General features: G+C 34.3%; 18 protein-coding genes and 1 CRISPR repeat array (1 of these 19 running past the window's edge). Of the genes, 15 read left to right on the top strand and 3 right to left on the bottom strand.

The window, feature by feature from the left end; translation table 11 throughout:
- Window positions 1-285 precede the first annotated feature (285 nt).
- From CYAN10605_RS04820 to CYAN10605_RS04785, 8 genes are all read left to right on the top strand, one after another.
- A complete protein-coding gene (locus tag CYAN10605_RS04820; RefSeq protein ID WP_015218824.1) occupies window positions 286-1149 on the top strand; it encodes a universal stress protein in 864 nt (287 codons plus the stop codon).
- An 84-nt stretch (window positions 1150-1233) separates the two neighbouring features.
- Window positions 1234-2079, top strand: coding sequence for a peptidylprolyl isomerase (locus CYAN10605_RS04815; protein WP_015218823.1), 846 nt, complete (start codon window positions 1234-1236; stop codon window positions 2077-2079).
- A 163-nt stretch (window positions 2080-2242) separates the two neighbouring features.
- On the top strand, window positions 2243-3370 hold the full coding sequence (locus CYAN10605_RS04810) for a beta-ketoacyl-ACP synthase (RefSeq protein ID WP_015218822.1): 1128 nt from the start codon (window positions 2243-2245) through the stop codon (window positions 3368-3370).
- A gap of 226 nt (window positions 3371-3596) precedes the next feature.
- A complete protein-coding gene (gene tatA, locus CYAN10605_RS04805; RefSeq protein ID WP_015218821.1) occupies window positions 3597-3773 on the top strand; it encodes a twin-arginine translocase TatA/TatE family subunit in 177 nt (58 codons plus the stop codon).
- 136 nt (window positions 3774-3909) lie between these two features.
- Window positions 3910-4134, top strand: coding sequence for a Calvin cycle protein CP12 (locus CYAN10605_RS04800; RefSeq protein WP_015218820.1), 225 nt, complete (start codon window positions 3910-3912; stop codon window positions 4132-4134).
- A 74-nt stretch (window positions 4135-4208) separates the two neighbouring features.
- Window positions 4209-4802 (top strand): DUF3177 family protein, encoded by a 594-nt coding sequence (locus CYAN10605_RS04795; protein ID WP_015218819.1) that lies wholly within the window; start codon window positions 4209-4211, stop codon window positions 4800-4802.
- A gap of 414 nt (window positions 4803-5216) precedes the next feature.
- Entirely contained in the window at window positions 5217-5933 is a 717-nt protein-coding gene (locus tag CYAN10605_RS04790; RefSeq protein ID WP_015218818.1) for a DUF433 domain-containing protein, read from the top strand.
- Window positions 5934-6100: 167 nt separating this feature from the next.
- A complete protein-coding gene (locus CYAN10605_RS04785; RefSeq protein WP_015218817.1) occupies window positions 6101-6535 on the top strand; it encodes a PIN-like domain-containing protein in 435 nt (144 codons plus the stop codon).
- A gap of 274 nt (window positions 6536-6809) precedes the next feature.
- Here CYAN10605_RS04785 and rfbD read toward each other — a convergent pair whose 3' ends face one another.
- Window positions 6810-7682: a dTDP-4-dehydrorhamnose reductase gene (rfbD, locus tag CYAN10605_RS04780; RefSeq protein WP_015218816.1), complete on the bottom strand. Its 873-nt coding sequence runs from the start codon at window positions 7680-7682 to the stop codon at window positions 6810-6812.
- A gap of 49 nt (window positions 7683-7731) precedes the next feature.
- Between rfbD and CYAN10605_RS04775 the strand changes: the two genes are divergently transcribed.
- The 4 genes from CYAN10605_RS04775 to CYAN10605_RS04760 all read left to right on the top strand — a co-directional run bounded on the left by CYAN10605_RS04775 (window position 7732) and on the right by CYAN10605_RS04760 (window position 11975).
- Window positions 7732-8652, top strand: coding sequence for an alpha/beta fold hydrolase (locus CYAN10605_RS04775; protein ID WP_015218815.1), 921 nt, complete (start codon window positions 7732-7734; stop codon window positions 8650-8652).
- 286 nt (window positions 8653-8938) lie between these two features.
- The gene (locus CYAN10605_RS04770; RefSeq protein ID WP_015218814.1) at window positions 8939-10318 is read left to right on the top strand and encodes an IctB family putative bicarbonate transporter; all 1380 of its coding nucleotides are present in this window, start codon (window positions 8939-8941) and stop codon (window positions 10316-10318) included.
- Complete coding sequence (locus tag CYAN10605_RS04765; protein ID WP_015218813.1) at window positions 10308-10997, top strand: diacylglycerol/polyprenol kinase family protein; 690 nt, start codon at window positions 10308-10310, stop codon at window positions 10995-10997. The genes CYAN10605_RS04770 and CYAN10605_RS04765 overlap by 11 nt, the downstream gene beginning before the upstream one ends.
- A 114-nt stretch (window positions 10998-11111) precedes the next feature.
- Window positions 11112-11975 carry an aldose epimerase family protein gene (locus CYAN10605_RS04760; protein WP_015218812.1) on the top strand — a complete coding sequence of 288 codons (864 nt, stop codon included), beginning with the start codon at window positions 11112-11114 and terminating at the stop codon, window positions 11973-11975.
- A 294-nt stretch (window positions 11976-12269) separates the two neighbouring features.
- Here CYAN10605_RS04760 and CYAN10605_RS04755 read toward each other — a convergent pair whose 3' ends face one another.
- Window positions 12270-13070, bottom strand: coding sequence for a hypothetical protein (locus CYAN10605_RS04755; RefSeq protein ID WP_150108929.1), 801 nt, complete (start codon window positions 13068-13070; stop codon window positions 12270-12272).
- Window positions 13071-13168: 98 nt separating this feature from the next.
- Between CYAN10605_RS04755 and CYAN10605_RS04750 the strand changes: the two genes are divergently transcribed.
- A complete protein-coding gene (locus tag CYAN10605_RS04750; protein ID WP_015218810.1) occupies window positions 13169-14098 on the top strand; it encodes a putative bifunctional lysylphosphatidylglycerol flippase/synthetase in 930 nt (309 codons plus the stop codon).
- A 70-nt stretch (window positions 14099-14168) separates the two neighbouring features.
- Here CYAN10605_RS04750 and csx18 read toward each other — a convergent pair whose 3' ends face one another.
- The gene (csx18, locus tag CYAN10605_RS04745; RefSeq protein WP_015218809.1) at window positions 14169-14477 is read right to left on the bottom strand and encodes a CRISPR-associated protein Csx18; all 309 of its coding nucleotides are present in this window, start codon (window positions 14475-14477) and stop codon (window positions 14169-14171) included.
- A 92-nt stretch (window positions 14478-14569) separates the two neighbouring features.
- Here csx18 and cas1 point away from each other — a divergent pair, with 92 nt between their 5' ends.
- Both cas1 and cas2 read left to right on the top strand, forming a co-directional pair.
- The gene (gene cas1 / locus CYAN10605_RS04740; protein WP_015218808.1) at window positions 14570-15577 is read left to right on the top strand and encodes a CRISPR-associated endonuclease Cas1; all 1008 of its coding nucleotides are present in this window, start codon (window positions 14570-14572) and stop codon (window positions 15575-15577) included.
- Window positions 15574-15864: a CRISPR-associated endonuclease Cas2 gene (gene cas2 / locus CYAN10605_RS04735; RefSeq protein WP_015218807.1), complete on the top strand. Its 291-nt coding sequence runs from the start codon at window positions 15574-15576 to the stop codon at window positions 15862-15864. The genes cas1 and cas2 overlap by 4 nt, the downstream gene beginning before the upstream one ends.
- 256 nt (window positions 15865-16120) lie before the next feature.
- Window positions 16121-17259: direct repeats of the CRISPR family, unit length 37 nt; unit sequence GTTAATTTCCTCATTTACCCCGTAAGGGGACGGAAAC (it continues 242 nt past the right edge of the window).

Genomic DNA, 17259 nt, shown 5'->3' with positions numbered 1-17259 from the left:
TGACACCTCTTTCATAACTCCTGTATGGGCGAATGGCCATTCGCTTCCCCCTCTCCCCTCATCACCGTAAGGGTTAAATATATTCAACCCCTACCACCTGTAATCTGCAACTTGACACCTGACCTTAACAGTATCCAATGGGTGTCTTTTACCTTTTTTCTTGCGAAAGTCTTGAATTTCTGGTAATTTGTTAACTAAATTATTTAACATTTTTTAACCTATAATAAATGTGATTTTTTACCCTTTCCTCCCTGTAGAAGAGCCATAAAAATTTATTTTAAAACTATGAAAAATATATTAGTTTGTACAGATGGATCAATTATTGCTAAAAATATTTACCATTATGGTGCTTGGTTTGCAAAGAGATTAAATGCTCAAATAAATGTTTTATCGGTTACAGATATTCGTTCTCAAAAAGTAGTTTCTACTGGCAATTTTAGCGGAGCAATTGGGTTAGGGGCTTCTGAAGATTTATTAGAAAAATTAGTGGAATTAGAACATCATAAAGCTCAATTAAATCATGAAAAATCTAAGTTAATTTTAAAAACTGCAAAAGAAATCTTACAAGCAGAAGGGGTAATAAATGTTAATTTAATTTCAAAAAAAGGTTTTTTAGTTGATACTTTACATGAGTTTGAAAGTAATAATGATTTAATTGTATTAGGTAAAAGGGGAGAAAATGCAGAGTTTGCATCAAAGCATTTAGGGGGAAATGTGGAGAGGATTATTCGTAGTAGTCATAAACCTTGTTTAGTTGTTCCCCTTCAGTTTAAGCCCATTGAGCGGTTATTATTTGCCTATGATGACAGTGCTAGTTGTCAAAAACTATTACAACTTATTACTTCTTCTCCTATTTTTCAAGGTTTAGAATTGCATTTAGTAACCGTTACAAAAGATAAAAAGGATCAAAAAGCCCATGTTAATCTCATGAAGGGACAGGAATTGGCTACTTTAGCAGGTTTTAATCCAATTTGTTTACTGATAGAAGGACATCCTGAAGAGGCGATCGCATCTTATATTTCTGAAAATGATATTAGTATGTTATTGATGGGAGCTTATGGTCATAATCGTATTCGCCAATTAGTAATTGGTAGCACTACTATTCAGATTCTACGCTCTACTCAAATTCCTGTATTCGTTTTTCGTTAACTGAATTTTATAATAACTGCGTACATCAACCCCTAACTCTTAACTCACCTTTTGATTTATAATAACTAAGAAAAATAAAGCTATATGAAAGTTTCATCTTTTAATAAAAATCTTAATTTAATCGTGGTTCTCTGTTTAATCACGGTAATAGGTTTATCAGGATGTCAACAGTTAAATGCTACTTCAGGGGTCGATAATAACACTCAAGAAACCGCTACCTCTGCGGTAGATAATAGCAATTCAGAAGACAATCTTCCTTCAGGGGAAACTAATTCCAATGGGAAGGAAAGTAACAATCAAGATAACATTAGTCTAAATAATAACTCTATGAATTTACCTCGTTTAGAAGGAAACGCAACAGTAGTAATGAAAATTAACGGACAATCCGTTACCATTGAACTTGACGGCAATAATGCCCCCATTACCGCAGGAAATTTCGTCGATTTAGTACAACAAGGGGTTTATAACGGTTCTATGTTTCACCGTGTTATCAAAGAACCTCAACCCTTTGTAGCACAGGGTGGAGATCCTCAAAGTAAAGATCCCAGCCTTCCTGTAACTGCTTTAGGTACTGGTAGTTATGTTGACCCCACTACAAAAACTTCTCGTTATATTCCCCTTGAAATTCGTCCTGAATATGATGAAACTAAAGAAGGAGTTACCCCTCCCGAAATTATTTATGGTCAAACCATTACTACCGCACCTGAGTTAAAACATGACTATGGTGTTATTGCGATGGCACGTTCTCAGATGCCTGATTCTGCTTCTGCTCAATTCTATTTTACTTTAGCTGAATTACCCTTCCTTGATGGTAATTATGCCGTTTTCGGTAGAGTAACAGAAGGTATGGATGTAGTTACAAATATTAACCAAGGCGATCGCATTGAATCTGCTGAAGTAATTTCTGGAGCGGAGAATTTGAAGAAATAGGAGTTCGGGGTTCGGAGTTATGAAAGAGGTTTCAGGTGTCAGGTTTAGGGGAGTAATTAAGTAACGAGTAATTATCAACTATTCACTATTCACCTTTGCCCATTGCCCTTTTAACTTTGCTCTTTAAAAATCTATTCCCTTTTCTACATTTTTATCTCTAGTTTTGAAAATAGTTGTTACGGGCGTTAGCCTTTTTACCTGTTTAGGAAATACTCAAGATACTTGGCAGAAAATCCTTAATGATGTTTCTGGGATAAAAATTCAACAACCTTTTTCTTTTCTCCCTCCTCTACCTTTGGGGATGATTGAAAAACAACCAGTGTCTATCCATGATTTAACTAAAATCCTTATACAGCAATTATGTCAGGATGCAAAATTAACTCTCCCTCAAGATAATATTGGGGTGATTGTGGGTTCAAGTCGGGGTTGTCAAAGTCAATGGGAATATTTTTTATCTTCTTTTGCTCCTGATTTTTCTTCTTTGTCTTGGTTGCATACTTTGCCTTCTCAACCTGCTTTAATGATTGCCCAATATCTGCAAACTCAAGGTTTTGTTTCTGCTCCTGCTAACGCCTGTGCTACGGGCATAGTTGCGATCGCTCTTGGATATGAATTAATTAAACAAAATAGATGCTCACAAGTTGTAGTCGGAGGAGTAGAAACCGCCATTACTCCTCTAACCATCACGGGATTTAATCAGATGAAAGCTCTTTCTCAAGAGGGTTGTTTCCCTTTTGCCGTGAACAGAAGCGGTTTAGTTTTAGGAGAAGGAGGAGGATTATTATTATTAGAAACGGAGGAATCTGCCCGTTTAAGAAATGCTAAAATTTACGGAGAAATTCTTGGTTGGAGTATGAATTGTGATGCTTTGGCGATGACTACTCCTGAGTCAGATGGTGAAACTGCCATTCGCTGTGTTAAAGATTGTCTCTATAATTCTGGTTTATGCCCCCAAGAAATTGATTATATTCATGCTCATGGTACAGGGACAATTTTAAATGATCAACGAGAAGCACTGATTATTAAAAAACTATTTCCCCACTCTCCCTATGTTAGTTCTACGAAAGGATTTACAGGACACACATTAGGGGCTGGAGGTGCGATCGCCTCCGCCCTCAACTTTTTAGCTTTAGAGAAACAAACTCTCTTACCAAATACGATGAATCTAACCCTTGATTTTGAGCTTAATTTTGTGAAAAAATCCCATCACCATCCTTTAAAAAAGGTACTTTGTTTTAGTTTCGGTTTTGGAGGTCAAAATGTTGCGATTGCTATGCAGAATATTACATAACCTGAGTTTGGGGTAAATTTTCATCTATAAGTGATGGCGAAAAGGGCAATTAGTGAATAGTTGATAATTAAAAAATCCGAACTCATTACTTGTTTCCCCCTCATCCCCTAAACACCCCGACACCTGCAACCCACAATCTAGTCCAATCTAAAATTACTACGTCGAACTGAGGTTAAATATTGTTAAAATGAATCGGTATTTTATCTAAATTTGAGAGAATATAAATATGTTTGGTTTAGGTTGGGCTGAAGTAATTATTATTTTGATCGTGGCGGTTTTAATTTTTGGTCCAAAAAAAATACCAGAGTTAGGTAGTTCTTTAGGAAAAACCCTGAGAGGATTTAAGGATGAAGTAATAAGAGATGATGATAACGATAATAATGATAAGGAATCAGATAATTAACAATTGCCTCATCAACATAGTCGAGTTAATATATAATTTTCTAAATAGCAATGGAACTTATCCCCATAACAAAGATTAAAATTCTGTTATAAGCTATAGAAAGATAATAATATCAAAGTTAAAGGAATTAAAAACTATGAGCAATATTCAAGACCAAATTCAAGAAGAATTAAAACACGCTAGGGAAGTGTGCGATAGCCCTGATAGTAACTCTGGAGAGTGTGCGGCGGCATGGGATGCAGTGGAAGAATTACAAGCTGAGGCTTCCCACCAAAAAACTAAAGAACCTAAGAAAAACTCTTTAGAACAATATTGTTCCGAAAATCCTGAAGCGGCTGAATGTCGTCTTTATGATGACTAATTATCCTAGTTTCAATAATTCATTTACTATAGGGTGGGTTTTCCCCACCTATTTTTGTTTATTGGTGTGATTTTATGGAAGAAATTTTATTAAAAGCTCTAGTTTGGACTAATTATAAGTTATTTTTATTGATTTGCTTAGTTTTACCTCTTATTCTTTCTGTTTGGAGCTTAAAAACTCAAATTCCCTCGATTCAACGCTTACTACTTATTTACTGGCGGGTGGCTAGTCTTTTAGCCATCGCAATTTATCTGTTTATTCCTGTGTGGCAAATTGGTTATTTAGCATGGTTTGCTGGACATATTTTAATTGTCATTTGTCTTTGGTTTTGGGCTGATATTAATGATGAAATACGAGATTTACCTAAAAGTAGTTTACGTTTGGCTCTCACCTCTTGGCGTTGGGCGGTAAGTTTATATGGCATAATAAGTGCGATCGCATTTATTCCTTTTTTACGTTGTACATTTGTTCCTTCTGCCAGTGCAGATACTATGTGTAGATTGTGGCTAGAAGCTCCTTGGCATTATAAATCGTGGTTTCATCCTAATTCTACCACTGGATTTTTAGGCTTTTTGGGAATGAGTGGATTAATTATTTATGTTATTTATTTTGTTTATTTTCTCACTTTTCGTTTAGTCAAACAGGGGAGAATCGCCCTTGAGCAATAATAAATAAACCTCAGTTCGGTTTAAGAATATTGGATAAGGGTAGGTGTCAGGTTTCAGGTTGCAGGTTGCAGGTGTTGAGAGAAAGTAATGAGTAACAAATAATGAGTGTTCGGGGTTTTTAATTCCTAATTCTTAATTTTTCCTTTGCCTCTTGCCTCTTGCCTCTTGCCTTTTTTTCTCCATCATTCATAGATGAAAATTTATCCCGAACTCAGGTTAAATAAGGGATAAATAAGGTTTGAAGTGGGAAAATGGGGGATTGGGGGGATGTGGAAATTTAGGAAAAGCTAATTCTTAATAAGAAGAGGTATTGGTAAAAATATTTGCGGTGTTTTTTGTTATTCTGAGAAAATCAAAATATAAACAGACAACAAACTAGCCTAAAAAAAACAAACATTAACTTATCCAAACAATATGGTAGAGAGATACTTGCAAACTGATAATCAATGGGAATTGGATATATATAATATCCCTATCTATTCAGTAACAGATGCTTCACGATATCTTAATATTCCTCTGCCCACTATACGCACTTGGTTAAATGGACGTAAATATAAGACAAGAAAAGGTGAGCAAAATTTCCTACCCTTAATACAACGCCCATCAGAAGAAATGTCGCAACTTTCTTTTACTAACTTAGTTGAAGCTCACATTTTAAGAGTCATTCGTACTATTCATAATATTTCTTTAGATCAAGTGAGAATCGCCCTTGATTATATTAGTAAGAGATTTGATACGGATCATCCTCTTGCTACTAAGCAATTTAGTACCGATGGAGTTGACTTATTTTTAGAAGAAGTAAGAGACTTAGTTAATGTTAGTCGCTCTGGACAATTAGCGATGAAAGAAATTTTACTGCAATTATTAACCCGTGTAGAATGGGATGAAAACAACTTAGCCACTAGACTCTACCCTGAATTAGATAATACTAATGATGATAAAATTTTAATCATTGACCCTCGTATCTCTTTTGGAAAACCTGTAATCAAGGGTACGGGCGTACCCACAAAAGCGATCGCTCAACTATATGACGCAGGGGATTCAATAGAGGATATAGCGGAAAACTATGACTGTAAAGTTATAGATATTAAACAGGCAATTTTATTTGAATCATATATAAAAGTCGCATAAGTTTTAATATAGCTCAAATAAACAATTATTCTCCGTTGTTAATAGGCAAAAGTTTTAGATATTTTTTACTTTGAATAATTATGTTTTTTCTCAATCAAAAATAGAAAATAAATTCATAAAAAATGCCAAGATACCTGAAAATAAATCCTAAGTACAATAAAAATTAAATGAGTAAACATCACAAATTTAAACACACTTATTTTATTGACAGAACATTAGGTAAATCAGTGGCTAAGGCATTACAAAACTTAGGGGTTAAGGTTGAACTTCATAAAAATCATTTTCCCTCAAACTCCCCCGATATAGAATGGCTACCAATTGTTAGTAAAAAAGGTTGGGTTGTTTTAACTAAAGATACAAATATCGGTAGAAATATTTTGGAGATTAAAGCTATGGCTTATTTTAAAGCAAAAGTTTTTACCCTTGTTTCTGCTGATTTAAATAATGCTAAAATGATAGAGATTTTTGAACAAACTATAGAAAAAATAGATAATTTTGCCACTACTAACACTGCCCCTTTTATCGCTAAAATTTATAAAAATTCTACTATAAAATTATGGAAAAATCATACTAAACTAAATAAAAATTTAAAACAAAAATAATTGTCTTTTTTACTTTAAATTCGATCAATTTTGGCTTAACAAGATGTTTAGTTTTCAGTATGAGAAGTTTTTAAAGCGTTGCTTAATAATCGTCTGAAATGTACTGAAATTATGCTAAAAATTGAGACATAGACATCAGAATATTATCACTATTGCCTAGTACATGGTTTTCTATTCCCCACTTAAATGAGGAATCTTGTTTTAAATCAGCAATAACGTTTTTAATTATTAATTACTAATTGCCCTTTTGACTTTTCTTAATTTCTAAAATTTCTTATTGAAAATATCTCTCTAGGGATTCCAACCAATAGTCACCATTAATATTATAGTCATTCCTAATTTTTCTAGTACTGAGAACAGAATAGGCAGGGCGCTGGGCAGGAGTTGGGTATTCTGTGGTGGAAATGGGTATAATTTCTTTAACTTTCAGGGGATAATTTAATTTTCGGGCTTGACGAAAAATATTGACAGCAAAATCGTACCAGCTACAAACTCCTAAATTTGTAAAATGATATATGTCTTGACGGTATTTTTCTCCCTTATTTTGTTCAATTATTTTTTTGATTATTATGGCTATATCTTCAGCATAAGTGGGGCAACCAATTTGATCTATTACTACTTTTAAAATATCTCTTTCTTCTCCCACTCTTAACATAGTTTTTAAAAAATTTCCCTTACCATATTTTCCGTACACCCACGCAGTTCTTAAAATTATATAATTATCACTATTTTCTTTTATATTTTCTTCTCCTTGTAATTTACTTTTGCCATAAACACCTAAAGGATTAGTATTATCAGATTCTAAATAAGGAATATTTGATTTGCCATCAAAAACATAATCTGTGGAAATATGAATAAATTGTGCATTAATTTTATTGCTTTCTTCTGCGATAATTTGAGGGGCGATCGCATTTATTTGTTGAGCTAATTGGGGTTCAGATTCTGCTTTATCAACGGCAGTATAAGCGGCGGCATTGACGATAAATTGGGGTTTACAATCTCGGATACAATTTCTAACATCCTTTTCCGAAGTTAAGTCAACAATACTTCGATTAATCAGGGTTAAATCTCCTATTTTGGATAAATGAGTGCTTAATTCAGTGCCTACTTGTCCGTTACTTCCAAATAATAATATTTTTGTTGTCATTGTTATAAATAAGTTAAATTAAGGTTTTACGGTTTGATTTTAATCGCAAATGAAGCTAAAAGATAATTCTGATAACGCTCAAAAATATGGTAAACAAAGGGATTGGTTTTGGCATGGTTGGCGTATCCGTTATAGTTTTTATCCTGCCAATATGTCGGGAAAAAATCAAATACCAATTCTCCTTTTACATGGTTTTGGGGCTTCTTTAAAGCATTGGCGATATAATATACCTGTTTTAAGGCAAAATCATTCGGTTTATGCCATTGATTTACTAGGTTTTGGTAATTCAGAAAAAGCCTATGCAGAGTATGGTATTCCTTTTTGGTCAGAATTAGTGAAAGATTTTTGGGACAATTTTATTAATCAACCTTGTATTATTATTGGTAATTCTATTGGTTCTTTAATCGCTTTAAATGCGGTAGCTAATTACCCTAAAATAGCACGGGGATTAGTCATGATTAGTTTACCTGATATTTATGGTCGTAGAGAAGTTATTCCCCCTTTTTTATATCCTATTCTTCAAAAAATAGAGAATTTAGTGGCATTTCCTTTGTTAATTCGTTTAATTTTTTATCTTGTTCGCCAACGGGGTATTATTACTCGTAGTCTTAAATTAGCCTATGTTGATCATAAGAATGTGAATGATGAATTAATTGATATTATTATGACACCTCCTCAAGATAAAGGGGCGGCAAGGGCTTTAATTGCTTTAACTCGTTATGTGAATGATTTTAATGTGTCGGCAAAAACTCTTTTATCTCAGGTTCATATCCCTATATTACTACTTTGGGGGAAATGCGATCGCCTCATTCCTCCTATAATGGCAGAAAAATTAGCCCAGATTAATCCCCAAATCACTTTAAAATTATTAGATAATTTAGGTCATTGTCTTCATGATGAAAACCCTGATTTATTCCACCAGTTGTTTTTTGAATGGGAGAAATTAATTATTAACCTTAGTTCGGTTTAAGAATATCGAATAAGAGTAGGTGTCAGGTTGTCAGGGTGTTTAGGGGATGAGGGGATGAGGGGAAAGGGAGATAAGGTGTCAGGTTTCAGGTTTCAGGTTGCAGGTGTTAGAGAAAGTAATAAGTAACGAGTAATGAGTAATGAGTGTTCGGAGTTATTAATTATTCACTATTCACTATTCACTATTTATTTTTGTCTCTTGCCTTTCAGCCTACCCGAACCAAAATTCCCATACTCAAAGTAATAGAGCTTTTTTAATTCTTAATTTTTTAATTAAATTCTTTCTCATGTCAACATTAAAACATTCTCAAGACGAAAAATTTTTTTTGTTAAATTGGCTTAAAGGCAGTTTAATAGGTAATTTAGTCGGCTTACTATCCCCATGGCGATCGAGTAGTTATCTTCTCGGCTATAGTGATATTATTACGGCTATTTTTGTTTGTTTAGTTATTATCAGTTCACCTTTTACCAGTAATACCCTAGTGGGAATTATTCTTTTGGCAGGAGGTGGATTCTGGGTTTTATTAACGGTTTCTGATATTGACAAAAATCAAATTACTCCCATCCATCTTTGCATTTTTGCTTATTGGTTAATTTCTGTGGCGGCTACTGCTTTTTCTCCGTTGAAAATGGCCGCTTTATCAGGATTAGTTAAATTTACTCTCTATTTACTTCTGTTTGCTTTGGCTAGTCGAGTTTTTGCTAAAACAAAGATGCGAGCGCTGATCATGGGTACATATTTATTGGTATCCCTGATTGTAAGTGCTTATGGTGTAAGACAACAATTTATCGGTGTTAAACCTCTAGCTACTTGGACTGATCCCACTTCTCCTTTAGCTGATACTACAAGAGTTTATAGTTTTTTGGGTAATCCTAATTTGTTGGCTGGTTATTTAATTCCTGCGGTAGCTTTTTCCGTAGTGGCTTTAATTGTTTGGAAAACTAAACCACAAAAAATTTTGGCAGGATTTGCTTTAGTCATCAATGTTGCTTGTGTTTATTTTACAGGTAGCAGAGGGGGATGGTTAGCATTAATTGGCACAGGTATTGTCTTTCTCCTTGGCTTTAAGTTTTGGTGGAATGAGTATTTGTCACCCTTTTGGCGTAAATGGTTAATCCCAACAGTAATTACCTCTTTTCTGCTTTTGGTTGGCGTTGCTATGATTTTTGTTGAGCCCTTGAGAATCCGAATTTTTAGTCTTTTTTCTTGGCGAGGGGATAGTAGTAATAATTTTCGTATCAATGTTTGGATTTCTGCTTTACAAATGTTACAAGATTATCCTTTAATTGGGATTGGTCCAGGGAATGAAGTTTTTAATCAAATTTATCCCCTTTATATGCAAACTAAATTCACCGCCTTAAGTGCCTATTCTATTTTTCTTGAAATAGCCCTAGAAACTGGTTTAATTGGTTTATTCTCTTTCCTAGCCGTCATTGTGACGACGTTTAAGAGGGGGATGGTATTAATCAAAAAAATGAAACCTAGTAATGATTTACAAGCAATCTGGATTTTAGGTGCGATCGCATCTCTGGCAGGTTTAGCAACTCAGGGTTTATTTGATACAGTATGGTATCGTCCTCAAATCAATACCTTGTGGTGGCTATGTGTAGCGATGGTAGCGGCGGTTTATTCATTAAAATCGGAAACCGATAATCATGTTAGTTAATTTATCGAATCAAATTGGTTCAATTTTACTGATTACCGTATATATAGGAGGTTTGTTATTAATCGCAGAAATTCTCAATCGTCTTCACAAAACAGATAGCGAATTAACTCGCAAAATAGTTCATATCGGGACAGGTAATGTTATTCTCTTGGCATGGTGGTTAAATATTACCTCAGATGTGATTTTATTAGCTGTTATTACTGCTAGTATAGTTGCGATCGCATCTTACTACTTACCAATTCTTCCGAGTGTCAATAGTGTGGGCAGACATAGCCTTGGCACATTATTTTATGCTATTAGTATCGGTATTTTAACTGCTCTGTTTTGGCATGAAGGAGAAAAACAATTTACCGCCATTGGTATTCTTATCATGAGTTATGGAGACGGTATGGCCGCATTAATTGGACAAAAATGGGGTAAACATAAATATCAACTATTGGGCAATAAAAAAAGTTGGGAAGGTTCATTAACCATGACATTAGTGAGTATCTTAGTAGTTATTTCAATCTTCGGAATAGTTGCTACAATACAGACAAAACTATTCATTATCGCCTTACTCATTGGAATCTTTGCTACAATTTTAGAAACTTTTTCCTCTTTTGGCATTGATAATTTAACCGTACCCGTTATTTGTGGAATTTTAGCCTATTATTTACAAAATATTTTCACTATTAACTAATTAAATAACTTTTGAACTTATATCCCTTAACTACCGATTATTACTCATCATTCAAAAATTTTGACTTTTGCTTCTTATTCTTAATTGTTAATTTTTAATTTCTAATTTCTCACCATGTTTAATATAGCCGTAAAACAAGAAGAATATTTAATATATATTCTCAAAGATATAGAAAATGACTCTCGTTTAGAAATTGTGCCAGAAAAAGGAGGAATCGTCACCAATTGGAAAATACAAGGTCAAAATATACTGTATTTAGATCAAGAAAGATTTAAAAATCCCAGTTTAAGTGTCAGAGGTGGTATTCCCGTTTTATTTCCTATCTGTGGTAATTTACCTGAAAATATCTTTTATTTTGAAGACAAAAAATATATCTTAAAACAACATGGTTTCGCTAGGGATTTACCTTGGAAAGTAATAGGACAATCTCACAGTAAATCAGCTAAGATTATTTTAAGTTTAAAAAGTAATCAAGAAACCTTAGAAGTTTATCCCTTTGAATTTGAATTAATATTTAGTTATGAATTGTTAGGAAAAAAACTTATTATCGAACAATCCTACGAAAATAAATCAAACAAAAAAATGCCCTTTTCTACAGGGTTTCATCCTTATTTTTACTGTGGTAATAAAGACAAATTAAAATTGAATATTCCTGCTACTGAATACCAAAATAAAACAGGAGATAAAACATTTAGTTTTGATGGTAATTTAGACTACAACAGTCCAGAAATTGACATCGCTTTTACAAAACTTCAAGGAAATAAAGCCTCATTTACAGATGAAAAAAGAGATTTAACTGTTAAAGTAAAATACGATGATTTCTTTTCAACTTTAGTATTTTGGACATTGGAGGGTAAAGAGTATATCTGCCTTGAACCTTGGAGTTCACCACGCAACAGTATTAATACAAAAGAACAACTAAAATACCTACAACCTCAAGAAATCTTCCACACTCAAATTGAAATAGAAGTGAGTTAACACTCTCCTGTCACCTAATAAAAAGATTATGGTGAGGGATTCTAACTTCTATCAACCATTCACGAATAGACATCTCCAACAATTCTCAAAATAAGGGAACCAAGCCCTAACTACGAGCCTATATTCATATTTCCTACCAGATGTCTAATGAGAGTTTAATTTGCTAAAGGCAAAAGTACTGATGTAAGATCTCAGTATGTATCAAAGTTTTGAATTAATAAACACTTCACCTGCCACCTGAAATCTAAAACCTATCTACCAAAATTTGATATTCTTATGCTGAACAGAGGTTAGCTAAAAAGTTTCTCCCACTTGTAAATAAACTGACTGATTTTGTTTACTAACTACCGCCTGTTTTTCATTAACTGCCATTAAAACCCATCCTGTTGCACCAATTTCCTTTCCAAGGGATACTTTTTCTGTTATGTTGTTTACTTTGAATAAAGCAACACTTTTACTATCAGGTAATTGAACTAGCCCAATTAAAGTATAATTTCCTTGGGTTTTTTCTTCTGTGCTTTCTGGAACGGAATTTAAAGCTATTTGCTCAGGTATATTAGAGTTATCTTTAGAAAGAGAAGCAATTACAGGTACTTTGTTTACCTTAGGAATAGATGAAGAAGAGGTAAGATTCGGTTTTGTATTATTATTCGATAGGTTATTTGTAGTGATTGATGAATTAGCAACTGGTTGGGGCGGTTGAGGAATTGGAAGGGGTTGTAAATCGGGGGGAGGTAACGGAATATTATTTACCGTTGATTGGTTACTGGGCAGAGGTGGTATTTCTAATGTCGATGTAATGTTATTACCTGTGGATAGTATTTGATTTTCAATATCTTCTTGATTTGGAGAAATATTTTCGTCATTGAGGAGATTTTCTTCTGTATTTTGGTTATTGATAGTATTTGTTTCTATGAGGTTGCTTTCTGATATGATTTGCTTATTCGGGTTAACAGTTTGAGATTGAGAATTAACTGTTTGTTGCCGATTTTTTAACCACAAGCCCAGTATCAAAATTAAATACAAACTAGCAAGAATAAAAAGTAGTTTATCAAGATTATTTTTCCATCCTATTTTTGTTTTTATCTTATCCATATTGACTAAAATACCTCTAATCACCAAAACTCACTTTTATAGTTTAGTTTAAAAAATAACTTTCATTTATTAATTCTTGTTTATTTTAGTTGCCTGACATGACAAAATTACGTCAACTTATCCCCATTTTATTTGTTATTATTCTACTCTCTATATCCGTAGCCGCGATCGCATCTGAGCTAAAAAAATATAATATTAATAGTGTTTGGCAATACCTACAAAATATTTCTCAACAAAGAAAAATGTTAGCCCTATTAGTAACAGGATTTGGTTATGCCTTAATGACAGGATATGACATTTTAGGATTTATTCATATAAAACAAAAACTATCCGTTTTGAAAATAGCCTTTACTGCTTTTGTCAGTTATGCAGTAGGTAATACTGTGGGTTTTACAGCTTTCTCAGGCACAGCAATTCGTTACCGCTATTACGGCTTATGGGGAGTAAATAAAATCAAAATAGGAGAATTAATTGTTTTCACTCACCTAACATTTTGGTTAGGCTTACTAAGTATTAGTGGAATCGTCTCTATTTTAGATCCATTAACCCTTCCCAGTGCCATTAAACTACCCTTTGCATCCATTCATCCCCTAGGATTTATATTCTTATCCTTAGTGTTAATCTATTTCATCATCAGTGTCACTATTAAACATTCCGTTACCATTGCAGGAGAGGAAATCACCTTTCCCAAACCGATCATTTCCCTTGGTACAATTATTGTTGCTGGTTTAGATTGGGGATTAGCCGCCTTAGTGCTTTACTTATTATTACCTCCCAATCTTTCTATGACATATATCGGTTTTTTTGGTATCTATATTGTTGCTTTAACTGCTGGTTTAATTAGCACTGTGCCGGGAGGATTAGGAGTATTTGAAACAGTGATGCTATATTTAAGACCAGAATCGATAAGCGCACCTCAAATGTTAGGAGGCTTAATTGCTTACAGATTTGTTTACTACCTATTGCCTCTAATTTTTGCCGTAGTTTTAATTTTGCTCGAAGCGTGGAAAAAAAGACACCCTAAGTAACTGACATTAGGCAAAATAATTTGGGGTTGCTTAATTATGACATGAAATATTATTAACTCCTGCAACAAGTCTAATCATAATTTTTCTTTCTTATGGATTCAGAATATCTCATAGAAGGCAACTCTGAATCTACAAATTTTCGATTCTCGCCAACACCCGTTACACCATTAAAATTTCCCTGTCGAAGCATCATAAATAAAAAGAAATCCCCCACTAAACCAAAAATCACACTACTTAAAAAAACTGCGATCGTACATATAATTACGGTAAATAAACCTAACGGTGCAATAATTAAAATAATCCAAGTAATCACCCCATTGAGAATCGCCACAAAAACGTTGCGAAAGCGAACTATCGTCCTAACTAAAGCAAAATTCATAAAAATTCTCCTCAACAATAAAAAGTATTACTAACATAATAAGAGAATCATTGTAAATATGTTGTATTCTTAACGACAATAAAAGAGAAAAAATGACTGCTTTATATTTAACCGAACCCGGTACAAAAGTTCACTATAAAAATCAAACCTTTACCATTAAAAAAAATCAAACCTATACTTGTCGGCTAAGTGAACTAGAATTATTAGTCATATTACCCGGAGTGCAATTAACCGATGCCGTTATTTCCGCTTTATTAGATCAAGGTATCGAAGCAATTTTTTTAAGGCAAGATGGACAATTTAGAGGAAGATTGCAAGCTAGTTTTGCCTCAAATCCTCTTATTCGTTTAGCACAATATCGCACTGTTGAAACATCTTTTGGTTTAGCTTTTGCCCAAAAATTCGCCTACGGTAAAATCCGCAATCAACGAGCATTATTACAAATAAAAAACCGTGCCACAAAGGGAAAAATAGCTCAATTATCAGAATCCATAGATACAATCAATGTATATCAATTGCAACTCAAAAACATTGATAAACCCAGAACAAGAGATGAATTAATGGGCATAGAAGGAATTTCTGCCCGAAGTTATTATCAAGCCTTACAACATTTTTTCCCACCTCATTGGCAATTTAACGGCAGAAACCGTCGCCCTCCAAAAGATCCCATCAATGCCTTACTCAGTTGGGGTTATGGAGTCTTATTAGCTCGTATTTTTGCAGTTTGCGTAAAAGCTGGATTAGATCCCTATTTAGGTTTTTTTCATTCTATTCAACCTTACCGCCCAAACCTAGTCCTAGATTTAATGGAGGAATTTAGACCGATTTTAGTTGATTATGCAGTCATTTCCCTCATTCAATCTCAAATGTTGGATATAGCTGATTTTCAACCTTCCTCTGATGGACAAGGAATCTGGTTAAGTGTCACCGCCAAAAAGTTGTTGTTGCGAGAATTAGAAGAAAGAATGAACCAGTATTTATTATATCCCCCTCAAAACCGCAAACTAAAACTCAATCAAATTTTTCTCGAACAAGCCCGAATGTTAGCACGATGTTTATTGGAATCCAGCTTAGATTATGAACCCTTTTTTATTAAATGATTAAACTTTGGCTCATTTGTTACGACGTAAAAGATGATAAAAGACGTACTCAATTGGCAAAATTATTAGAACAACATTGTGAGAGAGTGCAGTATTCAGTTTTTGAATGTCCTTTAGATGTAAAAAAATTAGAGCATCTTCTCTCTACTCGATGGTTAAAAGTTCTAAATTTACAGGAAGATAGCCTTAGAATTTATCCCCTAGATGCTTCCGCAAAACAAAAAATCAAAATTTATGGACTGAAGGATAATCCTCCCTACGAGTCTCCTGACTATCTCATCTTGTAAATAAGTGTTAAGCTGACTTGTCAATCTGTCGCAGTTAGTAAATAATAGTTAAAAAGAGTTTTAGCAAAAGAAATTTAGATAAGTTCATTTTTTTGTTAGGATTCATTTTTATACCCAGAGTATTTTCAGTTTTTGCTTGAAAAAACCTTTTTCTACCTTGACAAAAAAATAGTGTTAAGAAATGTTAAGCGTTATTCTGTAGTTTCTCGCATACATTTTGTACAAGCAAGATGTAGTAAAGGTTTCCAAAGGTAGGGTTAATTTCCTCATTTACCCCGTAAGGGGACGGAAACTTTGTTTACTTGTCCTAGTTCTTCTTGTAATTCTTTTACTGTTAATTTCCTCATTTACCCCGTAAGGGGACGGAAACGTGTTACCCCAAATGCTAGGGTAACGTGGAGGTGATTAGCCTGCACGAAAGTTAATTTCCTCATTTACCCCGTAAGGGGACGGAAACATTTAGCCAAGGTTCACGAAAGAACAGACCTAGCAGATAAATCGTTAATTTCCTCATTTACCCCGTAAGGGGACGGAAACCAAGAAAGTTAAACTGTCTCTAACATATACATTAATTTGATCTCGTTAATTTCCTCATTTACCCCGTAAGGGGACGGAAACTCATAATAATGGGATTATTCCGAAATGTGCTTTATTTACCGTTAATTTCCTCATTTACCCCGTAAGGGGACGGAAACATGAGCACCTGTACTACCTGCCCCTGAGCAGCCTTGGGGTTAATTTCCTCATTTACCCCGTAAGGGGACGGAAACTTAGTCATAGGGATTTTAGTACCCTCCTCTTTTATTTCGTTAATTTCCTCATTTACCCCGTAAGGGGACGGAAACTAGCGTCAGTGTAACCGCTATACCCTGAGGGCAAAGGCCAGCTGTTAATTTCCTCATTTACCCCGTAAGGGGACGGAAACCTCCATTACACCAATGTCGGACGTATCGGAGTTATAGTATTCGTCGTTAATTTCCTCATTTACCCCGTAAGGGGACGGAAACTTTCATCCCTTTTAACTGATTTCTAAACGCTTCTATTTGGTTAATTTCCTCATTTACCCCGTAAGGGGACGGAAACGATGGACGGCGAGTAAAAAAAGGAGACGTTGTTAGTTCAGCGTTAATTTCCTCATTTACCCCGTAAGGGGACGGAAACTAGGGTATATAATCTCATCTCCTTGCACCCAACCATCGTTAATTTCCTCATTTACCCCGTAAGGGGACGGAAACTGCCATTGATTTATATACTCATCCAGTGCGGCAATACTACTCTCATCTAAGGTTAATTTCCTCATTTACCCCGTAAGGGGACGGAAACACAATTGCTATGAAGAACTATTGTTAAATCTATTCTATCGTTAATTTCCTCATTTACCCCGTAAGGGGACGG

The organism is Cyanobacterium aponinum PCC 10605 (genome assembly GCF_000317675.1).
GTDB lineage: Bacteria > Cyanobacteriota > Cyanobacteriia > Cyanobacteriales > Cyanobacteriaceae > PCC-10605.
Note: the sequence above shows the minus strand (reverse complement) of the source record. Positions and strands in the feature narration are given on the sequence as shown.

What these genes read in the sequence shown, in the direction of transcription:
- cas2 (WP_015218807.1), top strand. Translation starts at nt 15,574, where the DNA reads ATGATTAAACTTTGGCTCATTTGTTACGACGTAAAAGATGATAAAAGA.
- CYAN10605_RS04755 (WP_150108929.1), bottom strand. Translation starts at nt 13,070, where the DNA reads ATGGATAAGATAAAAACAAAAATAGGATGGAAAAATAATCTTGATAAA.
- CYAN10605_RS04785 (WP_015218817.1), top strand. Translation starts at nt 6,101, where the DNA reads ATGAGTAAACATCACAAATTTAAACACACTTATTTTATTGACAGAACA.
- csx18 (WP_015218809.1), bottom strand. Translation starts at nt 14,477, where the DNA reads ATGAATTTTGCTTTAGTTAGGACGATAGTTCGCTTTCGCAACGTTTTT.
- CYAN10605_RS04750 (WP_015218810.1), top strand. Translation starts at nt 13,169, where the DNA reads ATGACAAAATTACGTCAACTTATCCCCATTTTATTTGTTATTATTCTA.
- CYAN10605_RS04800 (WP_015218820.1), top strand. Translation starts at nt 3,910, where the DNA reads ATGAGCAATATTCAAGACCAAATTCAAGAAGAATTAAAACACGCTAGG.
- rfbD (WP_015218816.1), bottom strand. Translation starts at nt 7,682, where the DNA reads ATGACAACAAAAATATTATTATTTGGAAGTAACGGACAAGTAGGCACT.
- CYAN10605_RS04820 (WP_015218824.1), top strand. Translation starts at nt 286, where the DNA reads ATGAAAAATATATTAGTTTGTACAGATGGATCAATTATTGCTAAAAAT.
- CYAN10605_RS04770 (WP_015218814.1), top strand. Translation starts at nt 8,939, where the DNA reads ATGTCAACATTAAAACATTCTCAAGACGAAAAATTTTTTTTGTTAAAT.
- CYAN10605_RS04795 (WP_015218819.1), top strand. Translation starts at nt 4,209, where the DNA reads ATGGAAGAAATTTTATTAAAAGCTCTAGTTTGGACTAATTATAAGTTA.
- tatA (WP_015218821.1), top strand. Translation starts at nt 3,597, where the DNA reads ATGTTTGGTTTAGGTTGGGCTGAAGTAATTATTATTTTGATCGTGGCG.
- cas1 (WP_015218808.1), top strand. Translation starts at nt 14,570, where the DNA reads ATGACTGCTTTATATTTAACCGAACCCGGTACAAAAGTTCACTATAAA.
- CYAN10605_RS04760 (WP_015218812.1), top strand. Translation starts at nt 11,112, where the DNA reads ATGTTTAATATAGCCGTAAAACAAGAAGAATATTTAATATATATTCTC.
- CYAN10605_RS04775 (WP_015218815.1), top strand. Translation starts at nt 7,732, where the DNA reads ATGAAGCTAAAAGATAATTCTGATAACGCTCAAAAATATGGTAAACAA.
- CYAN10605_RS04790 (WP_015218818.1), top strand. Translation starts at nt 5,217, where the DNA reads ATGGTAGAGAGATACTTGCAAACTGATAATCAATGGGAATTGGATATA.
- CYAN10605_RS04765 (WP_015218813.1), top strand. Translation starts at nt 10,308, where the DNA reads ATGTTAGTTAATTTATCGAATCAAATTGGTTCAATTTTACTGATTACC.
- CYAN10605_RS04815 (WP_015218823.1), top strand. Translation starts at nt 1,234, where the DNA reads ATGAAAGTTTCATCTTTTAATAAAAATCTTAATTTAATCGTGGTTCTC.